The sequence below is a fragment of the uncultured Microbacterium sp. genome (genome assembly GCF_963521645.1).
In the GTDB taxonomy this organism is placed as follows: Bacteria; Actinomycetota; Actinomycetes; order Actinomycetales; family Microbacteriaceae; genus Microbacterium.
Map to the genome: position 1 here is coordinate 1 of NZ_CAUQVQ010000004.1, position 23,787 is coordinate 23,787.

At 67.8% G+C, this 23,787-nt stretch carries 22 protein-coding genes and 1 pseudogene; 21 read left to right on the forward strand and 2 right to left on the reverse strand.

The window, feature by feature from the left end; all coding sequences use genetic code 11:
- Nucleotides 1–103: 103 nt before the first annotated feature.
- Nucleotides 104–1,150, forward strand: coding sequence for a hypothetical protein (locus RWO82_RS01995; RefSeq protein ID WP_314422589.1), 1,047 nt, complete (start codon nucleotides 104–106; stop codon nucleotides 1,148–1,150).
- A 28-nt stretch (nucleotides 1,151–1,178) separates the two neighbouring features.
- Nucleotides 1,179–2,186, forward strand: a complete 1,008-nt coding sequence (locus RWO82_RS02000) for an alpha/beta hydrolase (protein WP_314422592.1) — start codon at nucleotides 1,179–1,181, stop codon at nucleotides 2,184–2,186.
- Nucleotides 2,187–2,192: 6 nt separating this feature from the next.
- Here RWO82_RS02000 and RWO82_RS02005 read toward each other — a convergent pair whose 3' ends face one another.
- A complete protein-coding gene (locus RWO82_RS02005) occupies nucleotides 2,193–2,810 on the reverse strand; it encodes a GntR family transcriptional regulator (RefSeq protein ID WP_314422595.1) in 618 nt (205 codons plus the stop codon).
- Between the two features lie 521 nt (nucleotides 2,811–3,331).
- Between RWO82_RS02005 and RWO82_RS02010 the strand changes: the two genes are divergently transcribed.
- The gene (locus RWO82_RS02010) at nucleotides 3,332–3,988 is read left to right on the forward strand and encodes a GntR family transcriptional regulator (RefSeq protein ID WP_314422597.1); all 657 of its coding nucleotides are present in this window, start codon (nucleotides 3,332–3,334) and stop codon (nucleotides 3,986–3,988) included.
- A 282-nt stretch (nucleotides 3,989–4,270) separates the two neighbouring features.
- On the opposite strand, the gene RWO82_RS02015 is transcribed toward RWO82_RS02010, so the two are convergent.
- Nucleotides 4,271–4,759, reverse strand: a complete 489-nt coding sequence (locus tag RWO82_RS02015) for a YajQ family cyclic di-GMP-binding protein (RefSeq protein WP_314422599.1) — start codon at nucleotides 4,757–4,759, stop codon at nucleotides 4,271–4,273.
- 189 nt (nucleotides 4,760–4,948) lie between these two features.
- On the opposite strand from RWO82_RS02015, the gene RWO82_RS02020 reads away from it, so the two are divergent.
- The 18 genes and pseudogenes from RWO82_RS02020 (at nucleotide 4,949) to RWO82_RS02100 (ending at nucleotide 23,742) form a co-directional block, all read left to right on the forward strand.
- Entirely contained in the window at nucleotides 4,949–6,157 is a 1,209-nt protein-coding gene (locus RWO82_RS02020; RefSeq protein ID WP_314422601.1) for a maltose ABC transporter substrate-binding protein, read from the forward strand.
- Between the two features lie 63 nt (nucleotides 6,158–6,220).
- Entirely contained in the window at nucleotides 6,221–7,825 is a 1,605-nt protein-coding gene (locus tag RWO82_RS02025) for an ABC transporter permease subunit (RefSeq protein WP_314422603.1), read from the forward strand.
- A gap of 1 nt (nucleotide 7,826) precedes the next feature.
- Nucleotides 7,827–8,756, forward strand: a complete 930-nt coding sequence (locus RWO82_RS02030; protein ID WP_314422606.1) for a sugar ABC transporter permease — start codon at nucleotides 7,827–7,829, stop codon at nucleotides 8,754–8,756.
- Between the two features lie 62 nt (nucleotides 8,757–8,818).
- Entirely contained in the window at nucleotides 8,819–8,971 is a 153-nt protein-coding gene (locus RWO82_RS02035; protein WP_314422609.1) for a hypothetical protein, read from the forward strand.
- A 121-nt stretch (nucleotides 8,972–9,092) separates the two neighbouring features.
- The gene (locus RWO82_RS02040) at nucleotides 9,093–10,166 is read left to right on the forward strand and encodes an ABC transporter (protein ID WP_314422611.1); all 1,074 of its coding nucleotides are present in this window, start codon (nucleotides 9,093–9,095) and stop codon (nucleotides 10,164–10,166) included.
- Nucleotides 10,167–10,174: 8 nt separating this feature from the next.
- Nucleotides 10,175–10,666, forward strand: a complete 492-nt coding sequence (locus RWO82_RS02045) for a hypothetical protein (protein ID WP_314422612.1) — start codon at nucleotides 10,175–10,177, stop codon at nucleotides 10,664–10,666.
- Nucleotides 10,667–10,727: 61 nt separating this feature from the next.
- Nucleotides 10,728–11,375 carry a spermidine/putrescine ABC transporter substrate-binding protein gene (locus tag RWO82_RS02050; RefSeq protein WP_314422615.1) on the forward strand — a complete coding sequence of 216 codons (648 nt, stop codon included), beginning with the start codon at nucleotides 10,728–10,730 and terminating at the stop codon, nucleotides 11,373–11,375.
- 110 nt (nucleotides 11,376–11,485) lie between these two features.
- The gene (locus RWO82_RS02055; protein WP_314422618.1) at nucleotides 11,486–11,962 is read left to right on the forward strand and encodes a DUF2975 domain-containing protein; all 477 of its coding nucleotides are present in this window, start codon (nucleotides 11,486–11,488) and stop codon (nucleotides 11,960–11,962) included.
- A complete protein-coding gene (locus tag RWO82_RS02060; protein WP_194765106.1) occupies nucleotides 11,962–12,183 on the forward strand; it encodes a helix-turn-helix transcriptional regulator in 222 nt (73 codons plus the stop codon). The genes RWO82_RS02055 and RWO82_RS02060 overlap by 1 nt, the downstream gene beginning before the upstream one ends.
- Entirely contained in the window at nucleotides 12,180–15,080 is a 2,901-nt protein-coding gene (locus RWO82_RS02065) for a hypothetical protein (RefSeq protein WP_314422621.1), read from the forward strand. Before RWO82_RS02060 ends, RWO82_RS02065 begins: the two co-directional genes overlap by 4 nt.
- Nucleotides 15,081–15,361: 281 nt before the next feature.
- A pseudogene (locus RWO82_RS15525) lies at nucleotides 15,362–15,850 on the forward strand (SCO7613 C-terminal domain-containing membrane protein); the annotation flags it as partial.
- Nucleotides 15,851–15,911: 61 nt separating this feature from the next.
- Nucleotides 15,912–16,004 carry a hypothetical protein gene (locus tag RWO82_RS15530; protein ID WP_399540699.1) on the forward strand — a complete coding sequence of 31 codons (93 nt, stop codon included), beginning with the start codon at nucleotides 15,912–15,914 and terminating at the stop codon, nucleotides 16,002–16,004.
- Nucleotides 16,005–16,214: 210 nt separating this feature from the next.
- The gene (gene rpsL, locus RWO82_RS02075) at nucleotides 16,215–16,583 is read left to right on the forward strand and encodes a 30S ribosomal protein S12 (RefSeq protein WP_017201609.1); all 369 of its coding nucleotides are present in this window, start codon (nucleotides 16,215–16,217) and stop codon (nucleotides 16,581–16,583) included.
- Nucleotides 16,584–16,588: 5 nt separating this feature from the next.
- A complete protein-coding gene (gene rpsG, locus RWO82_RS02080) occupies nucleotides 16,589–17,059 on the forward strand; it encodes a 30S ribosomal protein S7 (RefSeq protein WP_050722490.1) in 471 nt (156 codons plus the stop codon).
- Between the two features lie 84 nt (nucleotides 17,060–17,143).
- A complete protein-coding gene (gene fusA / locus RWO82_RS02085) occupies nucleotides 17,144–19,261 on the forward strand; it encodes an elongation factor G (RefSeq protein ID WP_314422639.1) in 2,118 nt (705 codons plus the stop codon).
- A gap of 148 nt (nucleotides 19,262–19,409) precedes the next feature.
- Nucleotides 19,410–20,600 (forward strand): elongation factor Tu, encoded by a 1,191-nt coding sequence (gene tuf, locus RWO82_RS02090; RefSeq protein WP_045278755.1) that lies wholly within the window; start codon nucleotides 19,410–19,412, stop codon nucleotides 20,598–20,600.
- Nucleotides 20,601–20,851: 251 nt separating this feature from the next.
- Nucleotides 20,852–21,511, forward strand: coding sequence for a VanZ family protein (locus RWO82_RS02095; protein ID WP_314422645.1), 660 nt, complete (start codon nucleotides 20,852–20,854; stop codon nucleotides 21,509–21,511).
- A 50-nt stretch (nucleotides 21,512–21,561) separates the two neighbouring features.
- Nucleotides 21,562–23,742 carry a hypothetical protein gene (locus RWO82_RS02100; RefSeq protein ID WP_314422647.1) on the forward strand — a complete coding sequence of 727 codons (2,181 nt, stop codon included), beginning with the start codon at nucleotides 21,562–21,564 and terminating at the stop codon, nucleotides 23,740–23,742.
- Nucleotides 23,743–23,787: the final 45 nt, after the last annotated feature.

Genomic DNA, 23,787 nt, shown 5'->3' on the forward strand with positions numbered 1-23,787 from the left:
TGCCCCGCTTGGTTTGGGGGGGGTTCTCGGGTGCGGTGTCACCTTCCCTGTTTGGTGGGGCCCCCCCCTTTGGGGGGGGGGCCCACGTCTTTAGGCTGAGCGCATGCGTCTGCGTTCTCTGACGGTGACAGGCATCGTCGCCCTTCTGCTGGTGTCCGGATGCTCAGCGGCCCCTACGCCGTCACCGAGCCCGTCCGTGTCGGCCACCGCAACGCCCACGCCCACCTCGTCTCCGACGCCCGAGCCGATCGCGACACCCGAGCCGGCGTTCGACGTGACGTGCGACGATGTCGCGGCGGAGATGGCGCAGCTCGTCGGCGAGCCGTCGACACCGGTGGAGCCCGTGCTGTCCACGGTGTCGACCATGGGGTGGATCCCGGGGCCCGCGCAGCACATGTTCCAGCAGGTGGGTGGCATCGCCTGCTCCGCCGAGTCCGGCATCGACCGTAGGTGGGAGGTCACGATCGTGCCCGACGCCCTGAGCGTCATCGACGGCGCGACCGAGCGTCAGGGGTACTGGGGAGAGCAGGCCGACTGCGCCGACGGCATGTGCACGTTCGAGGTGCCCGAGGGCGACGTGCTGCTCTCGGCCACGGTGTTCGAACCCGGCATCGGGCCGGATGCGACGGCCGCGATGGAGGCGGCCATGCGCAGGCTGGCCTCCGACGCGGCAGCGACCGTGCGCGATGCGGAGCGCATCGACAGCGACATCGTCGGAGCGCCGTGCGAGCGGCTCATCACCGTCGACCAGGTGAACGAGCAGCTCGGCGTGTCGGATGCGCTGCTCTACACCGACTTCGGCGGGTGGGGCATTCCGGCAGAGGTCTACGAGGTCGCCAACGGCGCCCGGATCTGCCTGTTCCGAACCTCGGCGAGCGAGTACGAAGGACCCACATACCTCCAGATGACCGCCCTTCCCGGCGGTGCGTGGGCGTTCGAGGAGCAGGCGGGGGCTGAGGCGACGGTCGAGGGGGCGGATGCGGCGAAGACGAGCGTCGGTCCATACGGGGAGAGCATCCTCGACGTGCGGATCGGAGCGGACTGGGTGCGGCTCGTCACGTTCGACGACGGCTCCGGTGCTCCGGACCCCACGCCGATGGCGGAGTCGGTGGCGCGCGCTCTCACGGTGGGGCAGCCCGCCCCGCAGTAGCGCGAACCGCGTGGGCTAGCCTGGCGGCATGGCTGACTGGAAACCCGATGTCCTCGCGGATGAGTTCGAGCAGCTGACACTCGACCTCGGCGAGGATGACGAGGGCCCGGTCTTCGCCACACTCGTACGCGCGCTGCCCCACGAGCAGAGCTGGTGGGATGTCCTGCGCGCACGTCGTGGCCCGCTCGACGATGTGGACGTGCTCTACGTGCACGGGTGGTCCGACTACTTCTTCCAGAAGCGCCTGGCACGGTTCTGGACGGCGCGGGGCGCGCGGTTCTTCGCGCTCGATCTGCGCAAGTACGGCCGCAGTCTGCGCGACGCTCAGACGCCGGGCTACGTCACGTCCCTCACGACCTATGACGAGGACATCGCAGCGGCGCTGGAGGCCATGGGGCGCGGGACGGAGGGGATCGCGTCGACACGCCGTCTGGTGCTTCTCGGTCACTCGACGGGCGGTCTGACGCTGAGCCTGTGGGCCTCGAGACACCCCGGCACTGCGGACGCGGTGATCCTGAACAGTCCGTGGCTGGAGTTCCAGGTCGCGTCGGCGAGGCCGCTGATCGCACCGGTCGCAGAGCTTCAGGCGAGATGGGCCCCGCGAGAGGTGGCGCCGCAGGTCGATCTCGGTTTCTACACCCGAGCGCAGCAGGAGGTGGCGGACCCCGACGATCCGGTCGACATCAACCTCGCGTGGCGTCCCGCGCAGACCATGGCCGTGCACGCGGGGTGGTTCCATGCCGTGCTGACAGGGCACGCGGCCGTGGCGGCGGGGCTCGCGATCGATGCACCGGTGTGCGTGCTGCTCTCGGCACGGTCGGCGACTCCCACACGGTGGTCGGAGGACCTCACCCGCGCCGACTCGGTCCTCGTCGTCGACGACATCGCGCGCGCCGCGCTGAAGCTCGGTGCCTCCGTGACGGTCGAGCGGATCGACGGCGCCCTGCACGACGTCTTCCTCTCTCGCCACGAGGCGAGAGAGGAAGCGTATCGTCGCCTCGACCGGTGGGTCAGAGGATGGTCGGCCGCGGGCTGAGTCGCGTCACACGTAGTACATGGCGCGAGCGAGGCGTTCGGAGTCGTCGGCGTCTCCGCGCAGCGCGGCCTCGCGGAAGTCGCGGTAGATCCGCAGCATCCGCTCCCGATCGCCCTCGGGAAGCGTCCACGATCGCAGGTTGCGGAAGAGCGCCATGCTCGCGTCGTTGATCAGCACCTGGTGCTGGATGTTGCGGCTGCGGTCGCTGAGGTACGAGAAGACCGCCCAGCGCGCCTCCGACAGCTGCTCCGCGTCGTCTATCGCGGCGCACATGCCGTCGACGAGGTCGGCCAGCTCTTCGCGCTCGTGCGGCGACATGCGGGCGATGCCCATGCGGGCGGCGACACCCGCCTGGTACCCGGCGAACTCCAGCGTCTGCTCGACCACCTCGGGTGTGACGGTGGTGACCTCGGTGTATCTGCTCGGGTACATCGTGACGAGTCCGAGACGCTCGAGCCGCTGCAGCGCCTCGCGCACGGGCGTGCGCGACACGTGCAGTTCTTCGGCGACATCGACATCGCGGATGCGGTGCCCGGGTTCCAGAGCTCCGTCCACGATCTTCGCGCCTATGTGCTGGAAGACCTCCTCCGCCAGTAGTTGCTTGCTCTCTCGGATACTCGTCATCGAGCTGTTGCTGACCATGGATTGCCCCCAGTTGCATTCCCATATCCGAGCCCCCCATGATGTGCTCGGACGCTCACTACATCACGAACTCGGTCGCGATGCCAATAATCCACAGGTGCATTTCCGTCGACGTCCGGAGGCCCGCCCGAGGTGCGTCCTCGTGGGATCTCGGTGACGGGGATTCTGTGGCCGGCGGGCGTGGGACGTCCGCCGGCCACAGACGATGTCGTGCACGGAGCTGCACCGCGCCCAGTCCCCACAAGGCGGGAACCTCGAGCCGCACACGCGGACCGTGGTTCGGCAGCGCGTCATGCACCGACGCATCGTGTGCCGCATCGGGATGCGGCAGTCTCCAGTCTCTGCCACGCGCGCTCATATATCGGAATGGGATCCGCCGGGGGAGGGGTTCCATCGTCTCGACGCTCCCGCGCCGACCCGCTCCGCCTGTCGGGTCCGCCTTCGTGCTGGAGAAGTCTCGTGTCCGCTAGCGTGGGCTCGTGGACAAAAGGCGAAGAGCTCTCTTGGCACTGCCGTCCGGCGAACTCGCGAACAGTTCCGCGTTCCAGGTGTTCGAAGACGTGCTCGCCTCGATCTATGCGGGAGAGATCGCGCCCGGTGACCCGGTCAGCGAGAACGACATCGCCCAGAAGTACGGCGTCTCCCGCACCCCGGCGCGAGAAGCGATCCAGCGGCTCAGGGAGCTCGGGTTGGTCGAGGCGTCCGCCGGTCGGACCTCTCGGGTCGTGCTGGTCTCCGAGCAGACGATCCGGCACGCCCTCGTCGTGTGGGAGGCGCTCATGATGGTCGCAGTCGACGAGACGGTCGGTCTCATCGACGCCGCCGACCTGGAGCTCATGCACGCGAGTATCGAGGAGTTCCGAGAGGCGGCGCGGCGCGGAGACGCGGACAGTGCGGCGCAGGCGAACTACGACCTGTTCGCAGTCCTCGTCACCAGATCGACCAATCCAATCCTCGTGAGGAGCATCGCGCGCACGGTGCACATGATCCGGCTGGGAGGCCTGTCCATGCCCCGGTGGGTGGATGCGAACCTGCTCGGCGAGGCGCAGGTCGCACTCGTGGATGCGCTGCGCGCGCGGGATCTCGACGCGGCGAAAGCGGCCGTTCACGCCGCGGCCGACTTCCGGCTCGTCACCGACGAGGATCACGTCGACCCGTGATCAGTAGCCCGCGATCGAGTTCGGGCTCGTGAGTGATACCTCTTGACGACGGCTGAGACCTCACTTGTATACTGGAATACAAGTAGGTTGTCGGTGCGCATCCGGTGCGGGTGACCGATCGCACGTCTCTGGGGTGACGGCCTACTTGCGGGTCTTGCTGGTGAGATTCTGGGGAGAGCGTCGGCAAGACCCACAACCCCGCGCGTGATGATCGCGCGCCGCGATACTGAAGACGACGAAGGGGGCGGATGCCGCGCATCCGCCCCCTTCGTCGCGCACGGGTCAGCGGTAGTTGATGAACTGCAGGTCGAGGTCGAGGTCGGCGCCCTTGAGGAGGGCGATGACCGACTGCAGGTCGTCACGGCTCTTGGACTGCACACGCAGCTCGTCGCCCTGGATCTGGCTCTTCACGCCCTTCGGCCCCTCGTCGCGGATGATCTTGTTGATCTTCTTCGCGTTCTCCGAGGAGATGCCGTCCTTGAGCGTCGAGACGATGCGGAACTCCTTGCCGCTCGCGAACGGCTCGCCCGACTCGAGGCTCTTCAGCGAGATGCCGCGCTTGATCAGCTTGCTCTGGAACACGTCGAGCACCGCCTTCGCACGCTCTTCCGTGCCGGCGATGATCAGGATGGACTCGCCGCTCCACGCGATCGAGGCGCCGGTGCCCTTGAAGTCGTAGCGCTGCTCGATCTCCTTGCGGGCCTGGTTGAGGGCGTTCTCGGCCTCCTGGTGATCCACTTTCGAGACGATGTCAAAGGAACTGTCAGCCATGGCGAAATTCTATCGACATGGGTGATTCCGCGCTGATGTGGAAGCGTTTCCATGACTCGCCGACCTCTTCGACCCGGTCACGGATTGGTATCGACGCCCGGATTCATTGCGAATCGAATCGAAAATTGTGCATACTGTAAGCGCTTGCAGTTTCGTGCAGGTCATCAGCACTCAGAGAGGCACACACCAATGAAGGTGAACAAGAGGGGCATCGTCGCCGCCGGCGCCATCGCCATCGTTTCGACTCTTACGCTTGCCGGTTGCTCGACCGGCGGTGCAGGCGACGAGGCGGTAGAGAGCGACAGCGGCAGCACGCTGACGGTCTGGGTCGACGCGGAGCGCGTGGACGCGCTGCGGGGTGCGGCCGATTCGTACGAGGAGAAGACCGGCGTGGCCGTCGAGCTCGTCGGCAAGTCGGTCGACGACATGAAGGACGACTTCATCCAGCAGGTTCCGACCGGCAAGGGCCCGGATGTCGTGATGGGCGCGCACGACTGGCTCGGCGAGCTGTCGACCAACGGCGTCGTCGCCCCGCTCGAGCTCGGCGACTCCTCGACCGACTATCTGCCCGTCGCGCTCCAGGCTGCGACCTACGACGGCACGGTCTACATGCTCCCCTACGCGGTCGAGAACATCGCCGTGCTGCGCAACGCCGATCTGGTGCCGGCGGCTCCCACGAGCTTCGACGACATGGTCTCGAAGGGCACGTTCGTGGTCGAGCAGGGCACGGAGGGCAACCCGTACCACCTGTACCCGTTCCAGACGGCGTTCGGCGCCCCGGTCTTCGGCACCGACGAGTCCGGCAGCTATGACTCCTCCGACCTGCAGCTCGGCAGCGAGGGCGGGTTCGCGTTCGCCGACTGGCTCGCCGCCCAGGGCGCCGCGGGCACGCTGAACACCGACATCGACGGCGAGATCGCCAAGCAGCAGTTCCTCGACGGCACCGCGGCCTTCTGGCTGACCGGCCCGTGGAACGTCGGCGCGGCCACCGACGCCGGCATCAACGTCGCGATCGACCCGATCCCCAGCCCCACGGGCGAGACCGCGTCGCCGTTCGCCGGCGTCAAGGGCTTCTTCGTGAGCTCGGAGTCGAAGAACAAGGTCGCCGCGAACGACTTCCTCGTCAACTACATCGGCACCGAAGAGGTGCAGCTCGCGCTGTTCGAGGCGGGCAACGTCCTCCCCGCTCTGACGGCCGCCGCCGACACCGCGGCCTCCGACGAGATCATCGCCGGCTTCCAGGCCGTCGGTGCGGATGCGGTTCCGATGCCCGCGATCCCGGCGATGGGTTCGGTCTGGGAGTTCTGGGGCGTGGCCGAGGCCGCGGTCATCAACGGCTCCGACCCGACGACGACGTGGCAGAAGCTCGTCGACGACGTGACCGCCGCCATCAAGTAACGCCAGCACGATCCCTGCCGGGGCGGACCAGGTCCGCCCCGGCAGATCCACGACGGGGACGACATGACCGAAACTGCTGAGCCCACGGCTCCACTGAACAAGCGCCAGCGTCAGGCGGCGAGGATCGCAGAAGCGGCCTCGGGACCGATCGGCTGGATGCTCCTGAAGATCCTGCTGCTCGCCGTCGTCGACGCGATCGCGCTCTACGCGGCGTTCGTCCTGTTCGGTCAGCAGGAGTGGCTGATCCTCGGGCTCGTCGTCGCCGTCACCGTCCTCGTCAACTACATCTACTTCTCACGCAAGCGCATCCCGGCGAAGTACCTGACTCCCGGCATCATCTTCCTGGTGATCTTCCAGGTCTTCACGCTCCTGTACACCGGCTACATCGGCTTCACGAACTACGGCACAGGGCACAACGGCACGAAGGACCAGGCGATCTCCTCGCTGCTGGCCTCGGCGCAGCAGCGCGTCGAGGACTCCGCCACCTACCCCGTCACGGTGGTCGAGCAGTTCGGCACCTACGGCCTCCTCGTGACCGACCCCGACTCGGGCGACGCGCTGCTCGGCACGAGCGAGCAGCCGCTGCAGGAGGTCGACGCGGACTTCGAGGGCGGCAGAGCGGTCGGCGTCGACGGCTGGACCACGCTCCCTCTCGCCACCGTGTTCACGCTCTCGGAAGAGCTCGAGGCGCTCTCGGTGCCCTTCAGCGACGACCCCAACGACGGCAGCCTCCGCGCGCCCGACGGCCAGAGCGGCTACCTGTACGTGTCGACTCTCGAGTACGACGCGGACGCCGACACCATCACCGACACGACGACAGGCACCGTCTACTCCGACACGGGAGAAGGGGCGTTCACCGCAGACGACGGCGCGACCCTGATGCCGGGGTGGCAGACGACCGTCGGCTTCGACAACTTCATCCGCGCCGTGAGCGACGAGAACATCCGCGGTCCGCTCATCTCGGTGACGATCTGGACCTTCGTCTTCGCCCTGCTCTCCGTCGCGACGACGTTCTTCCTCGGACTCCTGCTCGCGCTGGTCTTCAACAACACCCGGATGCGCTTCCGCAACGGCTATCGGATCATCCTGATCCTGCCCTACGCGTTCCCGGCCTTCCTGTCAGCCCTCGTGTGGGCCGGAATGATGAACGAGAGCTTCGGCTTCATCAACCAGGTGATCTTCGGGGGAGCGGACATCCCGTGGCTGACGGATCCGACGCTCGCCAAGGTCTCGGTGCTGCTGGTGAACCTGTGGCTCGGATTCCCCTACATGTTCCTCGTCTGCATGGGGGCGCTGCAGGGCATCCCGGAGGATGTGAACGAGGCGGCCGTGATGGACGGCGCGAATCCCTGGCAGATCTTCCGCCGCATCAAGCTCCCGTTGCTGCTCGTGACGGTCGCCCCGCTGCTGATCTCGTCGTTCGCGTTCAACTTCAACAACTTCAACCTGATCTACATGCTCACCAAGGGCGGACCGCGCTTCGACGACGTGAGCATCCCGGTCGGGCACACCGACATCCTGATCTCGATGGTCTACAAGGTCGCGTTCACGGGCCAGTCCCGCGACTACGGCCTGGCATCCGCCTTCACGATCCTGATCTTCATCGTGGTGGCGACGATCTCGATCATCAGCTTCCGCAAGACCAAGGCCCTCGAGGAGCTGAACTGACATGAGCACCACCGACCTCAGCACCGCCGCATCCGTCACGATCGCACCCGGCCGCGTGCCGCGTGGTCGACGCCGTGGCTTCGGAGCCTGGTTCGCCGACACCGGATGGCGTCACGTCGTGGCCATCGTCGTGAGCGCCTTCGCGCTGTTCCCCCTGCTCTACGTCGTGTCGGCGTCGCTCAACCCGAACGGCACGCTGACCGGATCCAACCAGCTGTTCTCCGCTTTCGGCTTCGACAGCTATGCGCGCATCCTCAGCGACCCCCAGAACCCCTACGGACTCTGGTTCCTCAACACGCTGCTGATCGCGGTGGTGACCGGCGCCGTGACCGTCTTCATCGGCGCCCTCGCGGCATATGCCTTCTCGCGCATGCGCTTCGCCGGACGCCGCATCGGGCTCGTCACGATCGTCGTGGTGCAGATGTTCCCGCAGCTGCTCGCGGTCGTCGCGATCTTCCTCCTGATGACCACGCTGGGGGACTGGTTCCCGGCGATCGGCCTCAACACCCACACAGGCCTCATCCTGGTGTACCTCGGCGGCGCGCTCGGCGTGAACACCTACCTCATGTACGGCTTCTTCAACACGCTCCCGATGGAGCTCGACGAGGCGGCCCGCATCGACGGGGCGGGACACGCCCGCATCTTCTTCACGATGATCCTCCCTCTGGTCGCGCCGATCCTCGCCGTCGTCGCCCTGCTGTCGTTCATCGGCACGGTGAACGAGTACGTGATCGCGAGCGTCATGCTCGTCGACGTCGAGCAGCAGACCCTGGTGGTGGGGCTCACCAAGCTCGTCGCGAACCCGCGGTACGCGGACTGGTCGGCGTTCTCGGCCGGAGCCGTCATGGCGGCGATCCCCGTGATGATCCTGTTCCTGTTCCTCCAGCGCTACATCGTCGGCGGGCTCACGGCCGGCGCCACGAAGGGCTGAGCCGGCGCGCCGTCACGGCGTTTCGAGCGGTCTTCGCGAGAGCTCGGATCTACGGTTGTGTCATGGCACGGATCGGCGGACGGAACGCGGCGATGAGCTGGATCGCCGGTGTGTTCTGCACGGGGGTCGTCGTGGCACTCGTCTGGTTCGCCATCCCGATGTTCCCGACGCTCGAGGCATTCGTCGGCGACACTCTGCGCACGCTGTTCCCCTGATCGTCACCGGGGCGCCTCCCGCGTGATCACGCGGTATGGCGACACGTCGGCATGCCTGCGTTCGGCCACGGGTGCGCGGCGGTAATCTCGCAGAGCACACACCCGATGAGAGGCGCACCCCATGAGTGACCCCGAGGTTCCCCAGCCCGAGCGGCCGAAGGACGTCGATGACGTCGTCGTCAGCGCGAACGCTGGCCTCGAAGCCGCTGAGGCCGCGCGTGCAGACGTCGCCGCCACGCCGGACGAGACCACCGCGGCCGACGCCGCGACCACGCCCGCCGACCCTGCGGTCGACCCCGATCTCGCAGCCTTCGAGGCTGCGGAGCGCGATCACCCCGGCACGTTCGCGACGCCGGAGCTGAACGACCCCGCGTTCCTGGACGCGGACCCGGATGCCGCGAAGGCCGACGCCGCTCACGATCCCCGCACGACGGATGCGGCCTCGACGAGCGCGTTCACGGCGCCCGAGCCGCCCGCGGCGCGCAGCACCGTGCACGAGGAGTCGGCCATGGCCGGCGCCGCCTATGCCGGTGCATCCGCCGCAGACACGCGTGCCGACACTCGCATCGTCCCGTCCGAGCCCGTGCCGTCGGAGTCCGCTCCGGCCGACACGGTCATCGCTCCGGTGCAGCAGCCCATCTTCGTGCAGGCTCCCGAGCCGCCGCGCGAGCGCGGCAACCGCGGCACGGCCGGCGTGATCGGTCTTCTGGCCACCCTCGCGTTCGCGGTGCTCTACCTCGCCGCGAACCTCGGTGTCGGCGCCTTCGAGGGCGACGTGACCGGCGCGAACATCGCGGATGCCGCCCTCGCCCCGCTGACGACCTGGGCGTTCTGGGTTCCGGTCGTCGTGTTCTTCCTCGGTTTCTGGCTTCTCGGCGCGTTCATCAACCGCGGTCGCTGGGGACTGTGGGTGGTCTTCGGGATCATCGTGGGTGCGTTCGCCTACGGCGGTCACATCCTCGGCCAGCTGTTCCAGGCCCCGTTCTGGCAGCTCAGCGCTCGCGAGGGCAACGAGCTCGTCGGATCCCAGCTGCTCGCGCCGCTGGCCATCGCGGCGTTCATCTTCGCCCGCGAGCTCACGATCTGGTTCGGAGCCTGGGTCGCACGCAGCGGCGCTCGCAAGACGGAGCTCAACGCCGAAGCGCAGCGCGAGTACGAGCGCACGCTCGAAGCCGGCCCGACGCTGTCGAGGTAGTCACGAACATGTCATCGCCGAACCCCCGCGGGCCCGAGTCCGCGGGGGTTTCGGCTGTCCTGGCGGTGGTGCTCGCGACGATCGGCTTCTTCGCGCTGGCGGTCTTCGGTCTCGGTGCGCTGACCGTCGCGACCGACACCGACATCATCGCCGTCGAGGGACTCGGCCCGCTTCCGGGGGCGGGCGGGATGCTCGTCGCGGTTCTGACCTTCGCCGTCGGGCTGTGGATCGCGCTCCGTCGCTCGCACCCGTCGTTCCTCTCCGTGCCCGGCATCGCGGTGGGCGTCGGGCTCGCGCACCTGGTGGCCGTGTGGATCGGCGTGCTGGTGGGCAGCGGTGACGTCGTGATCGCGACGGTGGTCGCCGGCGAGCTCGTGAGCCGCGGTCCGAGCCTCGTGATCCTTCTCGTGGCGGCGGTGGCCGCGTGGAGCGGCATCGCGCTGCGCCGCACGCGCGCGAGCCACCCGCGGTGGCCGTGGGAGAAGGACGACGACGAGTAGTCCGGAGAATTCTGCCCCGCCAATCGCGGTGCAGCGGGCACGATCGTCGTACGCTCTACGTGTGGAGCGCTCTCTGGAGACGCAGGTCGACCAGGCCGTTCAGGCCTGGCTGCGCTGGGTGCCGCGCTGGGAGCCGGCCACCCATCGGGGACGTGTCGCGCCCTGCCGCCGCTGCCTCGGTTCGCCGATCCTGTCAGCCGCCGGCATCGCGGGCAACACCCCGCACGGGGTGCAGCATGGCCTGTCGACGCGGATCAAGACGATCGTCGATCACGCGGTCGCCGAGTACACCGAGCGGAATCTGCCGGTGCTGCAGCGCGAGCTCGACCAGCAGGCGGCCCGCAACCGCGCGCGTGCGTACCGACCGTCGGAAGATCTCGATCCCGAGTTCGACGGTCTGCCGCTCGACCCGGATCCGGTGCCGGGGGCGCCTTTCCTGTTCACGATCGCCGGACTCGCCGACGATGCCGCCGCCGAGCTGCCGCCGCTGCCTCCGCTGAGCGACGAGGAGAAGAGCGCGCTGCGGCAGGAGGTCGGGCTCGCCGACGAGTACGCCAATCTCGTGGGCCGCGAGATCTGCGGCATCCTGCTGCGCCACCGTCTGCACATCCAGGCGGCGATCTCGCAGCACGTCGAACCGCAGATCGAGGCGATGCTCGCCGAACTCACGCAGTCGCTCGATTCGCCGTTCGACCCCGACGCGGCCTGATCCGCGCAAGACTGCGTATCCGCTGAGAGACGGCGGATGCCGGTGGCGACCGCCGCGTGCCATGGGTATCGTTTTTCGATAGATATCCATTGCTCATCGATAGGTACGTCATGCACCCCCGTGTCTCACGCGCGCTCAAGGCGCTCATCGTCGTCCTGCTCGCCCTGTTGCTCGCGAGTCAGATCCTCGTGATCCCCGAGGTGGCCCGCATCACCGCGCTGCGCAACCCCGACGTCGTGCAGCTCGAGGTTCCGGGCATCATCGGCGCGGTGCTGTTCATCGGTCTGGTCGAGGTCACTCTGGTGTGCGTGTGGTTCCTGCTGTCTCTCGTGCAGACCGATCGGATCTTCCGGGTCGAGGCCTTCCGCTACGTCGACATCATCCTGGGTGCGCTGGTCGCGGCGGGCGTGCTGATCCTGGCCGCGTACCTCGTGATCGTGGCGAACCGGGCGGTGTCGCTCACGCTGTCGCTGCTCGCGATCCTCGGGATCGTCGTCAGCGCCGCCCTCGCTCTGCTGGTCGTCGTGCTGCGCGGTCTGCTGCGCAAGGCGCTCGAACTCGAGCAGGACCTGTCCGAGGTCGTCTGATGCCCATCGTGATCGACCTCGACGTGCAGCTCGCGCGCAAGAAGATGAGCGTGCAGGACTTCGCCGACGCGATCGGCATCACGCCCGCGAACGTCGCGGTGCTCAAGAACGGTCGCGCCAAGGCGGTGCGCTTCACGACCCTCGAGGCGATCTGCCGCGTTCTCGAATGCCAGCCGGGAGACATCCTGCGCTGGGTCCCCGACTCCGAAGAGGCATCATGACCGCGTCGATGCCGCGGTCTCAGAGTGCTCCTTCGGCCACGCTCCGGCTCACCTGGGGCGAATCGGTCGCCCGCCACCTGCTCGACGAGCGCGCCTGCCCCGTCTGCCACGCCCTCCTGCAGGGCGGATGCTGCGCGCGCTGCGGGTCGGATCTGCGCGGCACGGTCGGTGTCGCCGTCTGGGAGTCGTCGCTCGCCGCGGCGTCGGCGATACGTGCCCGCGAGGAGCTGCTTCGGCGGATCCCCGTCGCCGGTCCCGCGCCGAGCCACGGCGAGGAACCGGGCCGGAGGCCGTCGACCGCTCCCTCATCCCTGCGACCCGCGCCGCCCGACGCCGGCCCGCCCGAGGGCCCGCCGCCGCGCACTCGCGTGCAGGATGCCGAGGCGGACCCGCAGGGCAGCGCCACGCTGCAGTCGGTGCTCGCCACAGCAGGAGCCGGGCTCTTCGCCGTCGCCGCGATCGTGTTCACCTACTTCAACCCGGATCTCGCCGACCGCGTCCTGCGCAGTGTGATCGTCGGACTCATCACGCTGCTCTTCCTCGGTGGCGCGTGGCTGCTGTCTCGTCGAGGGCTGAGGTTCTCGGCCGAGGCCGTCGGCGGACTGGGGCTCGTGTTCGCCGGGCTCGACATCCACGCCGTCGCCCAGCTCGCAGCGCCGGGGGTCGATCCGTGGCTGACCGCTGCGGTCGCGACGGCCGCCGCCGGTGCCGTGATGCTCGCCGCGGGGACCAGACGCGGCATCCGCGTCTGGCAGTGGACGGCCGTGGTGGCGATCGCTCTCGTGCCGGCCATGCTCGGCGCCGGAGTCGACGCGCCCACGGCAGAGGTGCTCGGTGCGATCGGCGTGGCGTACGCGGGAGCGGCGCTCGTCGAGTGGCTGCGTCTTCCGCGCGTCGAGGTCGTGACCCTCACCGCGGTGCAGCTGGTCGCCAGCCTCTCGGCGCTCGTGCTGGTGTGGGCCCCGGGGACGGACGACGCCCTCTCGGCACTGCTGACGATCAGCGCGATGCTGGTGCTGGTCGCGGTGCACGCGGTCGTGGCCGCGCGGCGGATGCTCGCCCGGCTCTGGGCCTTCGGTGCGGGTGCTGTCGCCTCGGCGGCACTCGTCATCGCCGTGAACGCGGTGACCGGCAGCAGCGCCGTCGCAGGCCCCCAGCCGTTCGGGGGCGAGGGGCCGCTCGAGGGATTCGTGTCGTTCGCCGTGATCCCCGCATCCGCAGCCCTCGCACTCGTGCTGATCGGCGCCCTCGCGCCGGTGCCGAAGGCCGTGCCGCGCGGAGCGGTCGCGGCCGGGTCGCTCGTGGTGCTCACGGTGCCGGCGCTGCTCGTGCTCGCACCGGCGGCTCTCACCGGACTCTCGACCGTGCGCGAGTTCCTGCGGGTCTCCGACGAGGTCGGCCCGGTCGGGATGCCGGGATGGGGGCTTCCGATCGGTCTGCTGGCGATGTGCGCGGGCCTCACTGCGTTCAGCGTCATCGCACGGCGTCGTGACGGCATCCGCGGGTTCGCGAACGCGACCGCTCTGCTCGGCATGGGCTTCGGAGCGATCGCGGTGCTGGTCGTCGGATGCGGTCCGCTGCTGGTGCTGCCCGCGGCGATCGCGGTGCTCACGGTGCCGGTGGTCGTGCTCGCCGCCGCGCTGTGGGTCCTGCCGACCCTGCTCGAGGGGCGGGGCCTGCGCCTGGTCGCGCTGATCGCCGCACACATCGCCCTCGTGGCGGCGGCGATGATCGCCTGGCGCGAGCCGGTCGTCGTGCCGCTCGCGGGTGCGGGCACGCTCCTGGCGCTGGCCGCGCTCGTGGCCGTGCTGCCGACGTCCCGGCGCTTCCTCTACGTGGGGGCGGGCTTCGGCTACGCACTGGTGCTCGTCGCCACGGCGCTCGGACTGGTCGGTGTCGAGGGCGTGGCGCAGCTGTCGCTGACGGCGTCGACGGGGCTCGTCGTCGCGATCGTGGCGACGTACCTGCCCTCGGTCGGCGCCCGCGCGTGGCAGGCGGTGCTCGTGGTCTCGGCGGTGCCCTTCGGCATCGGCGTGCTGCAGGTCGTCGCGGAGCGAAGCGGGTGGACGGCCCTGTCGACGGGACTCATGTTCGCGCTGGCGCTGTCTCTGCTGCTCACCCGTCGCCCGGGGCTGACGCTCGCGGTGCGCACCGCTGCCGCCGCGACGCTCGTGCCGACGCTCGCGGTGACGATCGTGTGTCTCGGGGCGCAGCTGCTCGCGTCGAGCGGGTCGCCCGTGGTCCTTCCGATCATCGCGGTGCTCGTCGCGCTGGTGCTGCCGTCGACCACGGTGATCCGCGAGGCGCTGCGATTGCGCGGCCACTCCGCGGTGACAGCGGATGCTGCGCGCGTCGCGATCGAGGCCTCGGCGCTGCTGACCGGAGCCATCGCGACCGCGCTCGCCGTGGCGCGCGACGCCGCGGGTCTCGGGACCACGTTCCTCGTGCTGCTGATCCTCGGCCTGGGAGCTGCCGCACACGCGTTCTTCGCGGGGCGCCGCTACGCGTGGGCGGTGGCCGGTGCCGCGTTCACCGGCGCGCTCTGGTGCGTCTGGGGCATGGCGGGGGTCGATGTGCTCGAGGCCTATCTGCTGCCGCCCACACTCGGGGCCGCTCTCGTGGCCGTGCTGCTCACTCTGAGCGGACGCCGGGCCACCGCGCTGTACGCTGCCGGGCTGCTCGTCGCGATCGGGCCGATCGTCGCTCTCGTCGCCGTGATCGAGCCCGCTCCCTCGGGGCCGATCTCCGCGGGCCGGGGGCCGACGAGCAGGGTGCCGTCACGTGGCGTGTGGTCGCGCTGCTGGCGGCGGCCTGGATCCTTCTGGCGCTGGAGTTCGTCGTCCGACGAGCGGGCGGCAGGATGCGGCGACTGCGGGCGCTGCGCATCCCCACCCTGATCGCCGCGGCGACGGCATCGACCGTCGGGGCGGTGCAGGGCATCCGACTCGGCCTCGGCGCGGACCACCCGAGCCTGCACGGCACCGGGCTGTTCCTCGCGTGCCTGGGCGTGAGCGCGGTCGGTGCGGCGGTGCTCGCACTGGCCGCCCACGGCATCCGTCGTGCGGCTCCCGCCGACTCCGCCCTCCGTCGGAACCGGTGGCTCGGCGCCCCGGCGGCGCTCGCCCTCGCACTCGGCGGGTGGTTCGCGATCGAGCGCGACCGGTTCTCGATCTGGGCGATGTGGGCGCTCATGCTCGCGTACCTCGTGACGGTGGTGGTGACGGCCGTGCGTGTGCATCGCGGGTCGACCACGCTGCCGCCGGTCTGGTTCCTGTTCGGGATCGCGTTCGTGACGGCGGTCGTCGCGTGGAGCCCGCGCGACCTGCGGGTGGAGTGGTTCTCGCTCCCGCTGGGGGCGTTCCTCCTGCTCGCGGGCATCGTCGCGATGCGCGGGGCTGGTGCGCACGACGAGATCGACACTGCCGACGGTCGCGGGACTCTCGACAGCTGGCCCGCGCGGTGGAGCGGATCGTGGGCGCTGCTGGCGCCGGGTCTCGTCACGATGATGAGCGCGTCGATCGTGTCGACGTTCACCGATCCGCTCACGTGGCGCGCGATCCTCGTGATGGTGCTCGCTCTCGCGGCGATCCTCGTCGGGTCACGACGACGACTGGCCGCTCCGTTCCTGATCGGGCTCGTCGTGCTGCCGATCGAGAACGTGTTCGTGTTCTCGGTGCAGATCGGCCGGGGGGATCGAATCGATGCCGTGGTGGATCACGCTCGCCGTCATGGGCGCCGTGCTGCTGATCATCGCGGTCACGGCCGAGAGGCGCACGGGGGAGAGCGGTTCGGTGGCGGCGCGCGTCAGAGACCTGAGGTGAGTCCGTGCCCCATTTGACCGCTCAGGTTACGCGGCATTACACTTGATCAGGTGTGTGCACGTCTCGACGTGTGCGCTGGGCGTCGGCACCATGCCGGTCCGCCCCCACGGCATACCCACCACCACACAAAAGCTCGCCGGTTCCGGCGTGCCGGTGGGTCTGATGTGAAACCCATCACGCTGTCACCGTGCAGCACTATGAGGAGAGAACGTGCCAACCATTCAGCAGTTGGTTCGCAAGGGTCGCTCGCCCAAGGTCACCAAGACCAAGGCGCCCGCACTCAAGTCGAACCCGCAGCAGGCCGGGGTCTGCACCCGCGTCTACACCACCACCCCGAAGAAGCCGAACTCGGCGATGCGCAAGGTCGCTCGTGTGAAGCTCCGCAACGGCACCGAGGTCACCGCGTACATCCCCGGTGAGGGCCACAACCTGCAGGAGCACTCGCTCGTGCTCGTGCGTGGAGGCCGTGTCAAGGACCTCCCCGGTGTCCGTTACAAGATCGTCCGTGGCGCCCTGGACACCCAGGCCGTCAAGAACCGTAAGCAGGCTCGCAGCCGCTACGGCGCGAAGAAGGGCTGAGTCCAATGCCTCGTAAGGGTCCCGCCCCGAAGCGTCCCGTCGTCAACGACCCGGTATACGGCGCTCCGATCGTCAGCCAGCTGGTCAACAAGATCCTGGTCGACGGCAAGAAGTCGCTGGCCGAGTCGATCGTCTACAACGCCCTCCGTGGCGTCGAGGCGAAGAACGGTCAGGACGCCGTCGCCACCCTGAAGAAGGCGCTCGACAACGTGCGCCCGACTCTCGAGGTCAAGAGCCGCCGCGTCGGTGGCTCGACCTACCAGGTTCCGGTCGAGGTCAAGCCGCACCGCGCGAACACCCTCGCGCTGCGCTGGCTCGTCAGCTACGCCAAGGGTCGTCGTGAGAAGACGATGACCGAGCGTCTCCAGAACGAGATCCTCGACGCGTCGAACGGCCTGGGTGCCGCGGTCAAGCGCCGTGAGGACACTCACAAGATGGCCGAGTCGAACCGCGCGTTCGCTCACTACCGCTGGTAACAGCTTCGCCCGCCCCCGGCCACCCGCCGGGGGCGGGCACCCCCCTCTTCGCAGTACGACTGCCAAAAAGATAAGGACACTCCTGTGGCACAAGACGTGCTCACCGACCTGAGCAAGGTTCGGAACATCGGCATCATGGCTCACATCGATGCTGGCAAGACCACCACGACCGAGCGCATCCTGTTCTACACGGGCGTCAACCACAAGCTCGGCGAGACCCACGACGGTGCATCGACCACCGACTGGATGGAGCAGGAGAAGGAGCGCGGCATCACGATCACGTCTGCCGCCGTGACCTGCTACTGGAACAAGAACCAGATCAACATCATCGACACCCCCGGTCACGTGGACTTCACGGTCGAGGTGGAGCGCTCGCTCCGCGTCCTCGACGGTGCCGTCGCCGTGTTCGACGGCAAGGAGGGCGTCGAGCCCCAGTCCGAGACCGTGTGGCGTCAGGCCGACAAGTACAACGTCCCCCGCATCTGCTTCGTCAACAAGATGGACAAGCTGGGCGCGGACTTCTACTTCACCGTCGACACCATCATCAACCGTCTCGGCGCCAAGCCGCTCGTCATCCAGCTGCCCATCGGCGCGGAGAACGACTTCATCGGCGTCGTCGACCTCGTCGAGATGCGTGCCCTCGTCTGGGCCGGTGACTCCAAGGGTGACGTCACCATGGGTGCGTCGTACGAGATCCAGGAGATCCCGGCCGACCTCAAGGAGAAGGCCGACGAGTACCGTCAGCAGCTCCTCGAGACCGTCGCCGAGACCGACGACGCTCTGCTCGAGAAGTTCTTCGGTGGCGAGGAGCTGACCGTCGCCGAGATCAAGGGCGCGATCCGCAAGCTCACCGTGGCTTCCGAGATCTACCCCGTGCTCTGCGGCTCGGCGTTCAAGAACCGCGGCGTCCAGCCGATGCTCGACGCCGTCGTGGACTACCTGCCGAACCCGCTCGACGTGGGCTCGATCCAGGCGCACGACCCCAAGGACTACGACACGATCATCGAGCGTCACCCCGACGCGAAGGACCCGTTCGCAGCCCTCGCGTTCAAGGTCGCGGTGCACCCGTTCTTCGGACGCCTCACCTACGTGCGCGTCTACTCGGGACAGCTCGACTCCGGCGCTCAGGTCATCAACTCGACCAAGGGCAAGAAGGAGCGCATCGGAAAGATCTTCCAGATGCACGCCAACAAGGAGATCCCGGTCCCCGCGGTCACGGCTGGCAACATCTACGCCGTCATCGGTCTGAAGGACACCACCACCGGTGACACCCTGACCGACCCGACCTCGCCGGTCGTCCTCGAGTCGATGACGTTCCCCGAGCCCGTCATCGAGGTCGCCATCGAGCCGAAGACCAAGGCCGACCAGGAGAAGCTGGGTGTCGCCATCCAGAAGCTCGCTGAAGAGGACCCGACCTTCCGCACCGAGCTCAACCCCGAGACCGGTCAGACGACCATCAAGGGCATGGGCGAGCTGCACCTCGACATCCTCGTCGACCGCATGAAGCGCGAGTTCAACGTCGAGGCCAACGTCGGAAAGCCGCAGGTCGCGTACCGCGAGACGATCCGCAAGGCCGTCGAGAAGCACGACTACACGCACAAGAAGCAGACCGGTGGTTCGGGTCAGTTCGCGAAGATCCAGTTCAACATCGAGCCGCTCGACCTCGACGACGAGAAGACGTACGAATTCGTCAACGCCGTCACCGGTGGTCGCATCCCGCGTGAGTACATCGGCTCGATCGACGCCGGTTTCCAGGACGCCATGAACGTCGGCGTGCTCGCCGGCTACCCGATCGTCGGCGTCAAGGCGACGATCGTCGATGGTGCTGCCCACGACGTCGACTCCTCGGAGATGGCGTTCAAGATCGCAGGTTCCATGGGCTTCAAGGAGGCTCTGCGTCGGGCGAACCCCGTGCTCCTCGAGCCGCTCATGGCCGTCGAGGTGCGTACGCCCGAGGAGTACATGGGCGACGTCATCGGCGACCTGAACTCGCGTCGCGGCCAGATCCAGTCGATGGAGGACGCCGCCGGCGTCAAGGTCGTCCGTGCGCACGTCCCGCTGTCCGAGATGTTCGGCTACATCGGCGACCTGCGCTCGAAGACCTCGGGTCGCGCGGTCTACTCGATGGAGTTCAACAGCTACGCTGAGGTTCCCCGCAACGTGGCCGACGAGATCGTCCAGAAGCACCAGGGCGGCGAGTAACACTTTCCTGGGAGCCGGGTTCCGGCTCGGCTCCCAGGTCACCTACAACTTCACATTCCCTCTCTACTAAACTGAGATTCACACCCGTAGAGAACCGGTCGCAATCCAGTGCCCGGCACCCTCTACATGACGTCCTGAGGAGGACCCAGTGGCTAAGGCCAAGTTCGAGCGGACCAAGCCGCACGTCAACATCGGAACCATCGGTCACGTTGACCACGGCAAGACCACGCTCTCCGCAGCGATCTCGAAGGTGCTTGCTGACAAGTTCCCGTCTGACACCAACGTGCAGCGCGACTTCGCTTCCATCGACTCGGCGCCGGAAGAGCGCCAGCGTGGTATCACCATCAACATCTCGCACATCGAGTACGAGACCCCGAAGCGCCACTACGCGCACGTTGACGCCCCCGGCCACGCCGACTACGTCAAGAACATGATCACCGGTGCTGCTCAGATGGACGGCGCGATCCTCGTGGTCGCCGCCACCGACGGCCCGATGGCTCAGACGCGTGAGCACGTGCTGCTCGCCAAGCAGGTCGGCGTGCCGTACCTGCTGGTCGCGCTGAACAAGAGCGACATGGTCGACGACGAGGAGATCCTGGAGCTCGTCGAGCTCGAGGTCTCCGAGCTGCTCGCCTCGCAGGGCTTCGCCGAGGACGCTCCTGTCGTCCGCGTCTCCGCTCTGAAGGCACTCGAGGGTGACGAGAAGTGGACCCAGTCCATCCTCGACCTCATGGAGGCCGTCGACAACAACGTTCCCGACCCCGTGCGCGACAAGGACAAGCCGTTCCTGATGCCCGTCGAGGACGTCTTCACGATCACCGGTCGTGGAACCGTCGTCACCGGCCGCGCCGAGCGTGGCACGCTGGCCATCAACTCCGAGGTCGAGATCGTCGGACTCCGTCCGACCGTCAAGACCACGGTCACGGGTATCGAGATGTTCCACAAGCAGCTCGACGAGGCATGGGCCGGCGAGAACTGCGGTCTCCTGCTCCGTGGCACGAAGCGTGAGGACGTCGAGCGCGGTCAGGTCATCGTCAAGCCGGGTTCGGTCACGCCGCACACCGACTTCGCCGGTACCGCGTACATCCTGTCGAAGGATGAGGGTGGGCGTCACAACCCGTTCTACACGAACTACCGCCCGCAGTTCTACTTCCGCACCACCGACGTCACCGGCGTCATCACGCTGCCCGAGGGCACCGAGATGGTCATGCCCGGCGACACCACCGACGTGACGGTCGAGCTGATCCAGCCGATCGCCATGGAGGAGGGCCTCGGCTTCGCCATCCGTGAGGGTGGACGCACCGTCGGCGCCGGTACGGTCACGAAGATCATCAAGTAAGCATCTGCTTTCTGGCACAGGGGTCGGACCTTCGGGTCCGGCCCCTTTGTCGTACCCGGACCGTGGCTCTCGTGGCGGATGCGAGGTGTGTGGCGGATGCGGGGGAGGGTTCGCGGGCGAGGAACGGGCCGCGACCGGCATCCGCTCTGGGCGTCTTCGCGGCGATCCGTGATGTGCGCTCGATAGCATGGCTCGAGCTCGCACCCCGGAGCCAGCCGTCGCCCGACCTCGGGCAGGAGAGGAACGCGACCATGTCACAGATCCATGTGGGTCCGCCGCCGCCGCGCAGCTATGCGCGGCTGTGGGTCTCGACGCTGCTGCTCATCGTGTACACGGGATTCGTGCTGGTCGTGACGATGTGGCCCCAGCCCGAGCAGCTCGAGTTCGGCAGCATCGCCTCGCGCGTGCTCCGTGCGCTGCACAACCTCGGCGTACCGGAGTGGTTCGACTACAACGAGATCGAGTTCGTCGCCAACATCGGCATGTTCGTGCCGCTCGGGTTCCTGCTCGGACTCGCCCTCGCCCGCAAGGCGTGGTGGCTCGCGATCTTCCTGCTGCCCGCGTTCTCGGGAGCCATCGAGTTCACCCAGGGCATCGCGCTCGACGAGCGGGTCTCGACGGTGCTCGACGTGCTGGCGAACACGATCGGCGGATACGCAGGCCTTCTGCTCGCCATGATCCTGCGGGCGATGATCCACGTCAGGGACCGCACCAAGATCGAACGCGAGCTGTGGGAGCGCCGCGCCGCCGCCGCCGAGCTGCAGCGCCAGAACGCCGCGCGTGCCGCCGCTCGCTCTCCGCAGGGAGCCCCCGCATATGCCCGGGTCGAAGAACCCGATCCCGTCACGCGAGTGCTGGATGCCGACTTCTGGGAGACGGGCGATGCTCCGACGGTGCGGATACCCGTGTGATGTGACCGCGGAGGTCGGTAGCGGCGGCTCGACACCTTAGGCTGGGCATGATGACTGAGCCGACGCTTCCCGAAGACCCAGCCCCCGTTGCTGCGCATGCCGCGCCGCGCACGTCCGCGCGCCGGCGGGTGATCATCATCGCGGTCGCCATCGTCGCGATCGTCGCCGTCGCGATCGCGCTGTTCGTGCTCCGGCCCTGGGCGCAGGCGGATGAGACGGCTGCGGAGCCGACAGCGAGCCCCATCCCGAAGAATCAGTCCGGTGTCGAGGCGTCGCTCGGCAAGTGCGAGGCACCGCCGGAGGGCGATGGGTCGTCACCGGGGCTGGCGCCCGCCGTGGCTGATGACGCGTTCGGTGGATGGGAGCTGCGTCTGAACGATATGGCTGCGACGACCCGTTTCGCCGCGTCCGAGGACGTTCGCGAAGGCCTCACATCTCTGGCGCTGACCAGCAGCACGGGCGGTCAGCCGCCGGTGCCTGAGAGGTTCGAGCAGTATGTGCCCGTGAGCACGGGTGAGACTCTGACCGTAGCGTTCTCCAGCAAAGCCGTTACCCCCGGCAGCCAGGTGGAGATCGTCCTCGGTCCGAATGCCGTAGCCAAGCGACTTGCGATCCCCGACAGTGCCGAATGGGTCGACACCTCGATCAACTACACGGTGCCGAAGGGGATGGCATCACTGAGCGTCGCCATCGAGATCACGTCGATCCAGGGGGAGGTCCTGATCGATGGACTGACCGTCCAACGAGGTGGCGCCGAACTCCTCGTCAACGGCGGCTTCGAAGACAACTCTGCGGTCCTGAGTATCGACAATGCCACGTTGCTCTTCGACGGAGCGCCTGATTCGCGAGACCTCAATGTGCGTTCGCGTGTCGCCGCAGAGTCCACGATCGCATGGTGCGTGTCGGGCGGAGACTTCGAGTACGGAGGAGTCTCGACGTTCGAAGGTGGCCTGGTCCAGGTGCCGGTCGAATACGACGCCCCGGGGCTGTACTCGGTGAAGATCTCGATGCATCATGCGGGCCAACTCATCGAGCGCTCCGCGACTTTCGGAGTCGTCCCGCCGCGCAACGGCGTCCCGTCGGGGATTGGAATCGCCGCTCACTTCCAAGGTGGGGTGGCCCGGATGACGAATGCGCCGGCTACTCTCGCGATGCTCGGGGCGGACAGTGTGCGCTTCGAAGTGCCCTGGCAGCGAATCGAGAAGGAGCCGGGCGTTTACGCCTACCCGCAGTACATCGATCAGGTGATGGGTGCGTATGAGGCAGCCGGAATGTCTGTCTTGACGGTGCCGGCCTACTACAACCCGAACTACGACCAGGGAAAGACGCCATCCACGGATCGTGGGTTGGGCGCGTATGCCGCATACACCGGACAGTTGCTCGCGAAGTACCCGGCCGCGGGCGGTCTCACCGAGATCTACAACGAGTACGACCACACGTTCAACACTGGCTCCTGCGGCACGTCGCCCGACTGCTACATGCGGATGCTGATTCCGGCCGCTGCGCAGGCGAAGGCGGTCAACCCCTCGGCTACGGTGTACGGCCCATCGACCGCAGGAATGCAGGTGCGGTTCGACTGGCTGCAGCCTTTCATCGCTCAGGGAGGACTCGATCATGTCGATGTCCTGACCTTCCACCCCTACACGCAGCCGGAAGGGCCCACGATGCTCGACCCGCAACTGCAGGAGTTGAACGGAATGATCGCCGCTGCCAAGCCCGGTGTGGACGTGCCGGTCTCTTTCACCGAGATGGGCTGGGCCACTGTCGACGGATGGGTCAGCCGAGAGGAGCAGGCAGCGTACACAGCGCAGACCGCGCCGATCGCGTTGAAGGCCGGAGTCGACAGCATCTACTGGTTCACCCTCGCAGACACGGGCACCGATCGCTCGAACTATGAGGCCAGCTTCGGGTTCTTCGACACGGCGAGCACATTCACACCGAACACGTACCAGCCCAAGCCGTCTGCCATCGCGCTCGCCGTGAGCCAGCGGATGCTGGGGGGCGCGACCTTCGTCGCCGAGGAGAACTGGGCCGAGGGAGTGAAGGCTTACACCTTCACCGCTGCCGACGGACGCACTGTCACAGCAGCGTGGGCACCCGACGCGCCGGTGACGGTGTCACGGGAGAGCCTGCCCGACGGAGAGCTGGTCGATATGAACGGGCGTCAGGTCGACGACGACGATTCTCTGGAGGTTCGGGAAGAACCGCTGTACCTCGTGCACGAGGACTGAGCGTCGAGCCCCAGCAAAGAGCGCTCCCATGCCGCTGGTACGATG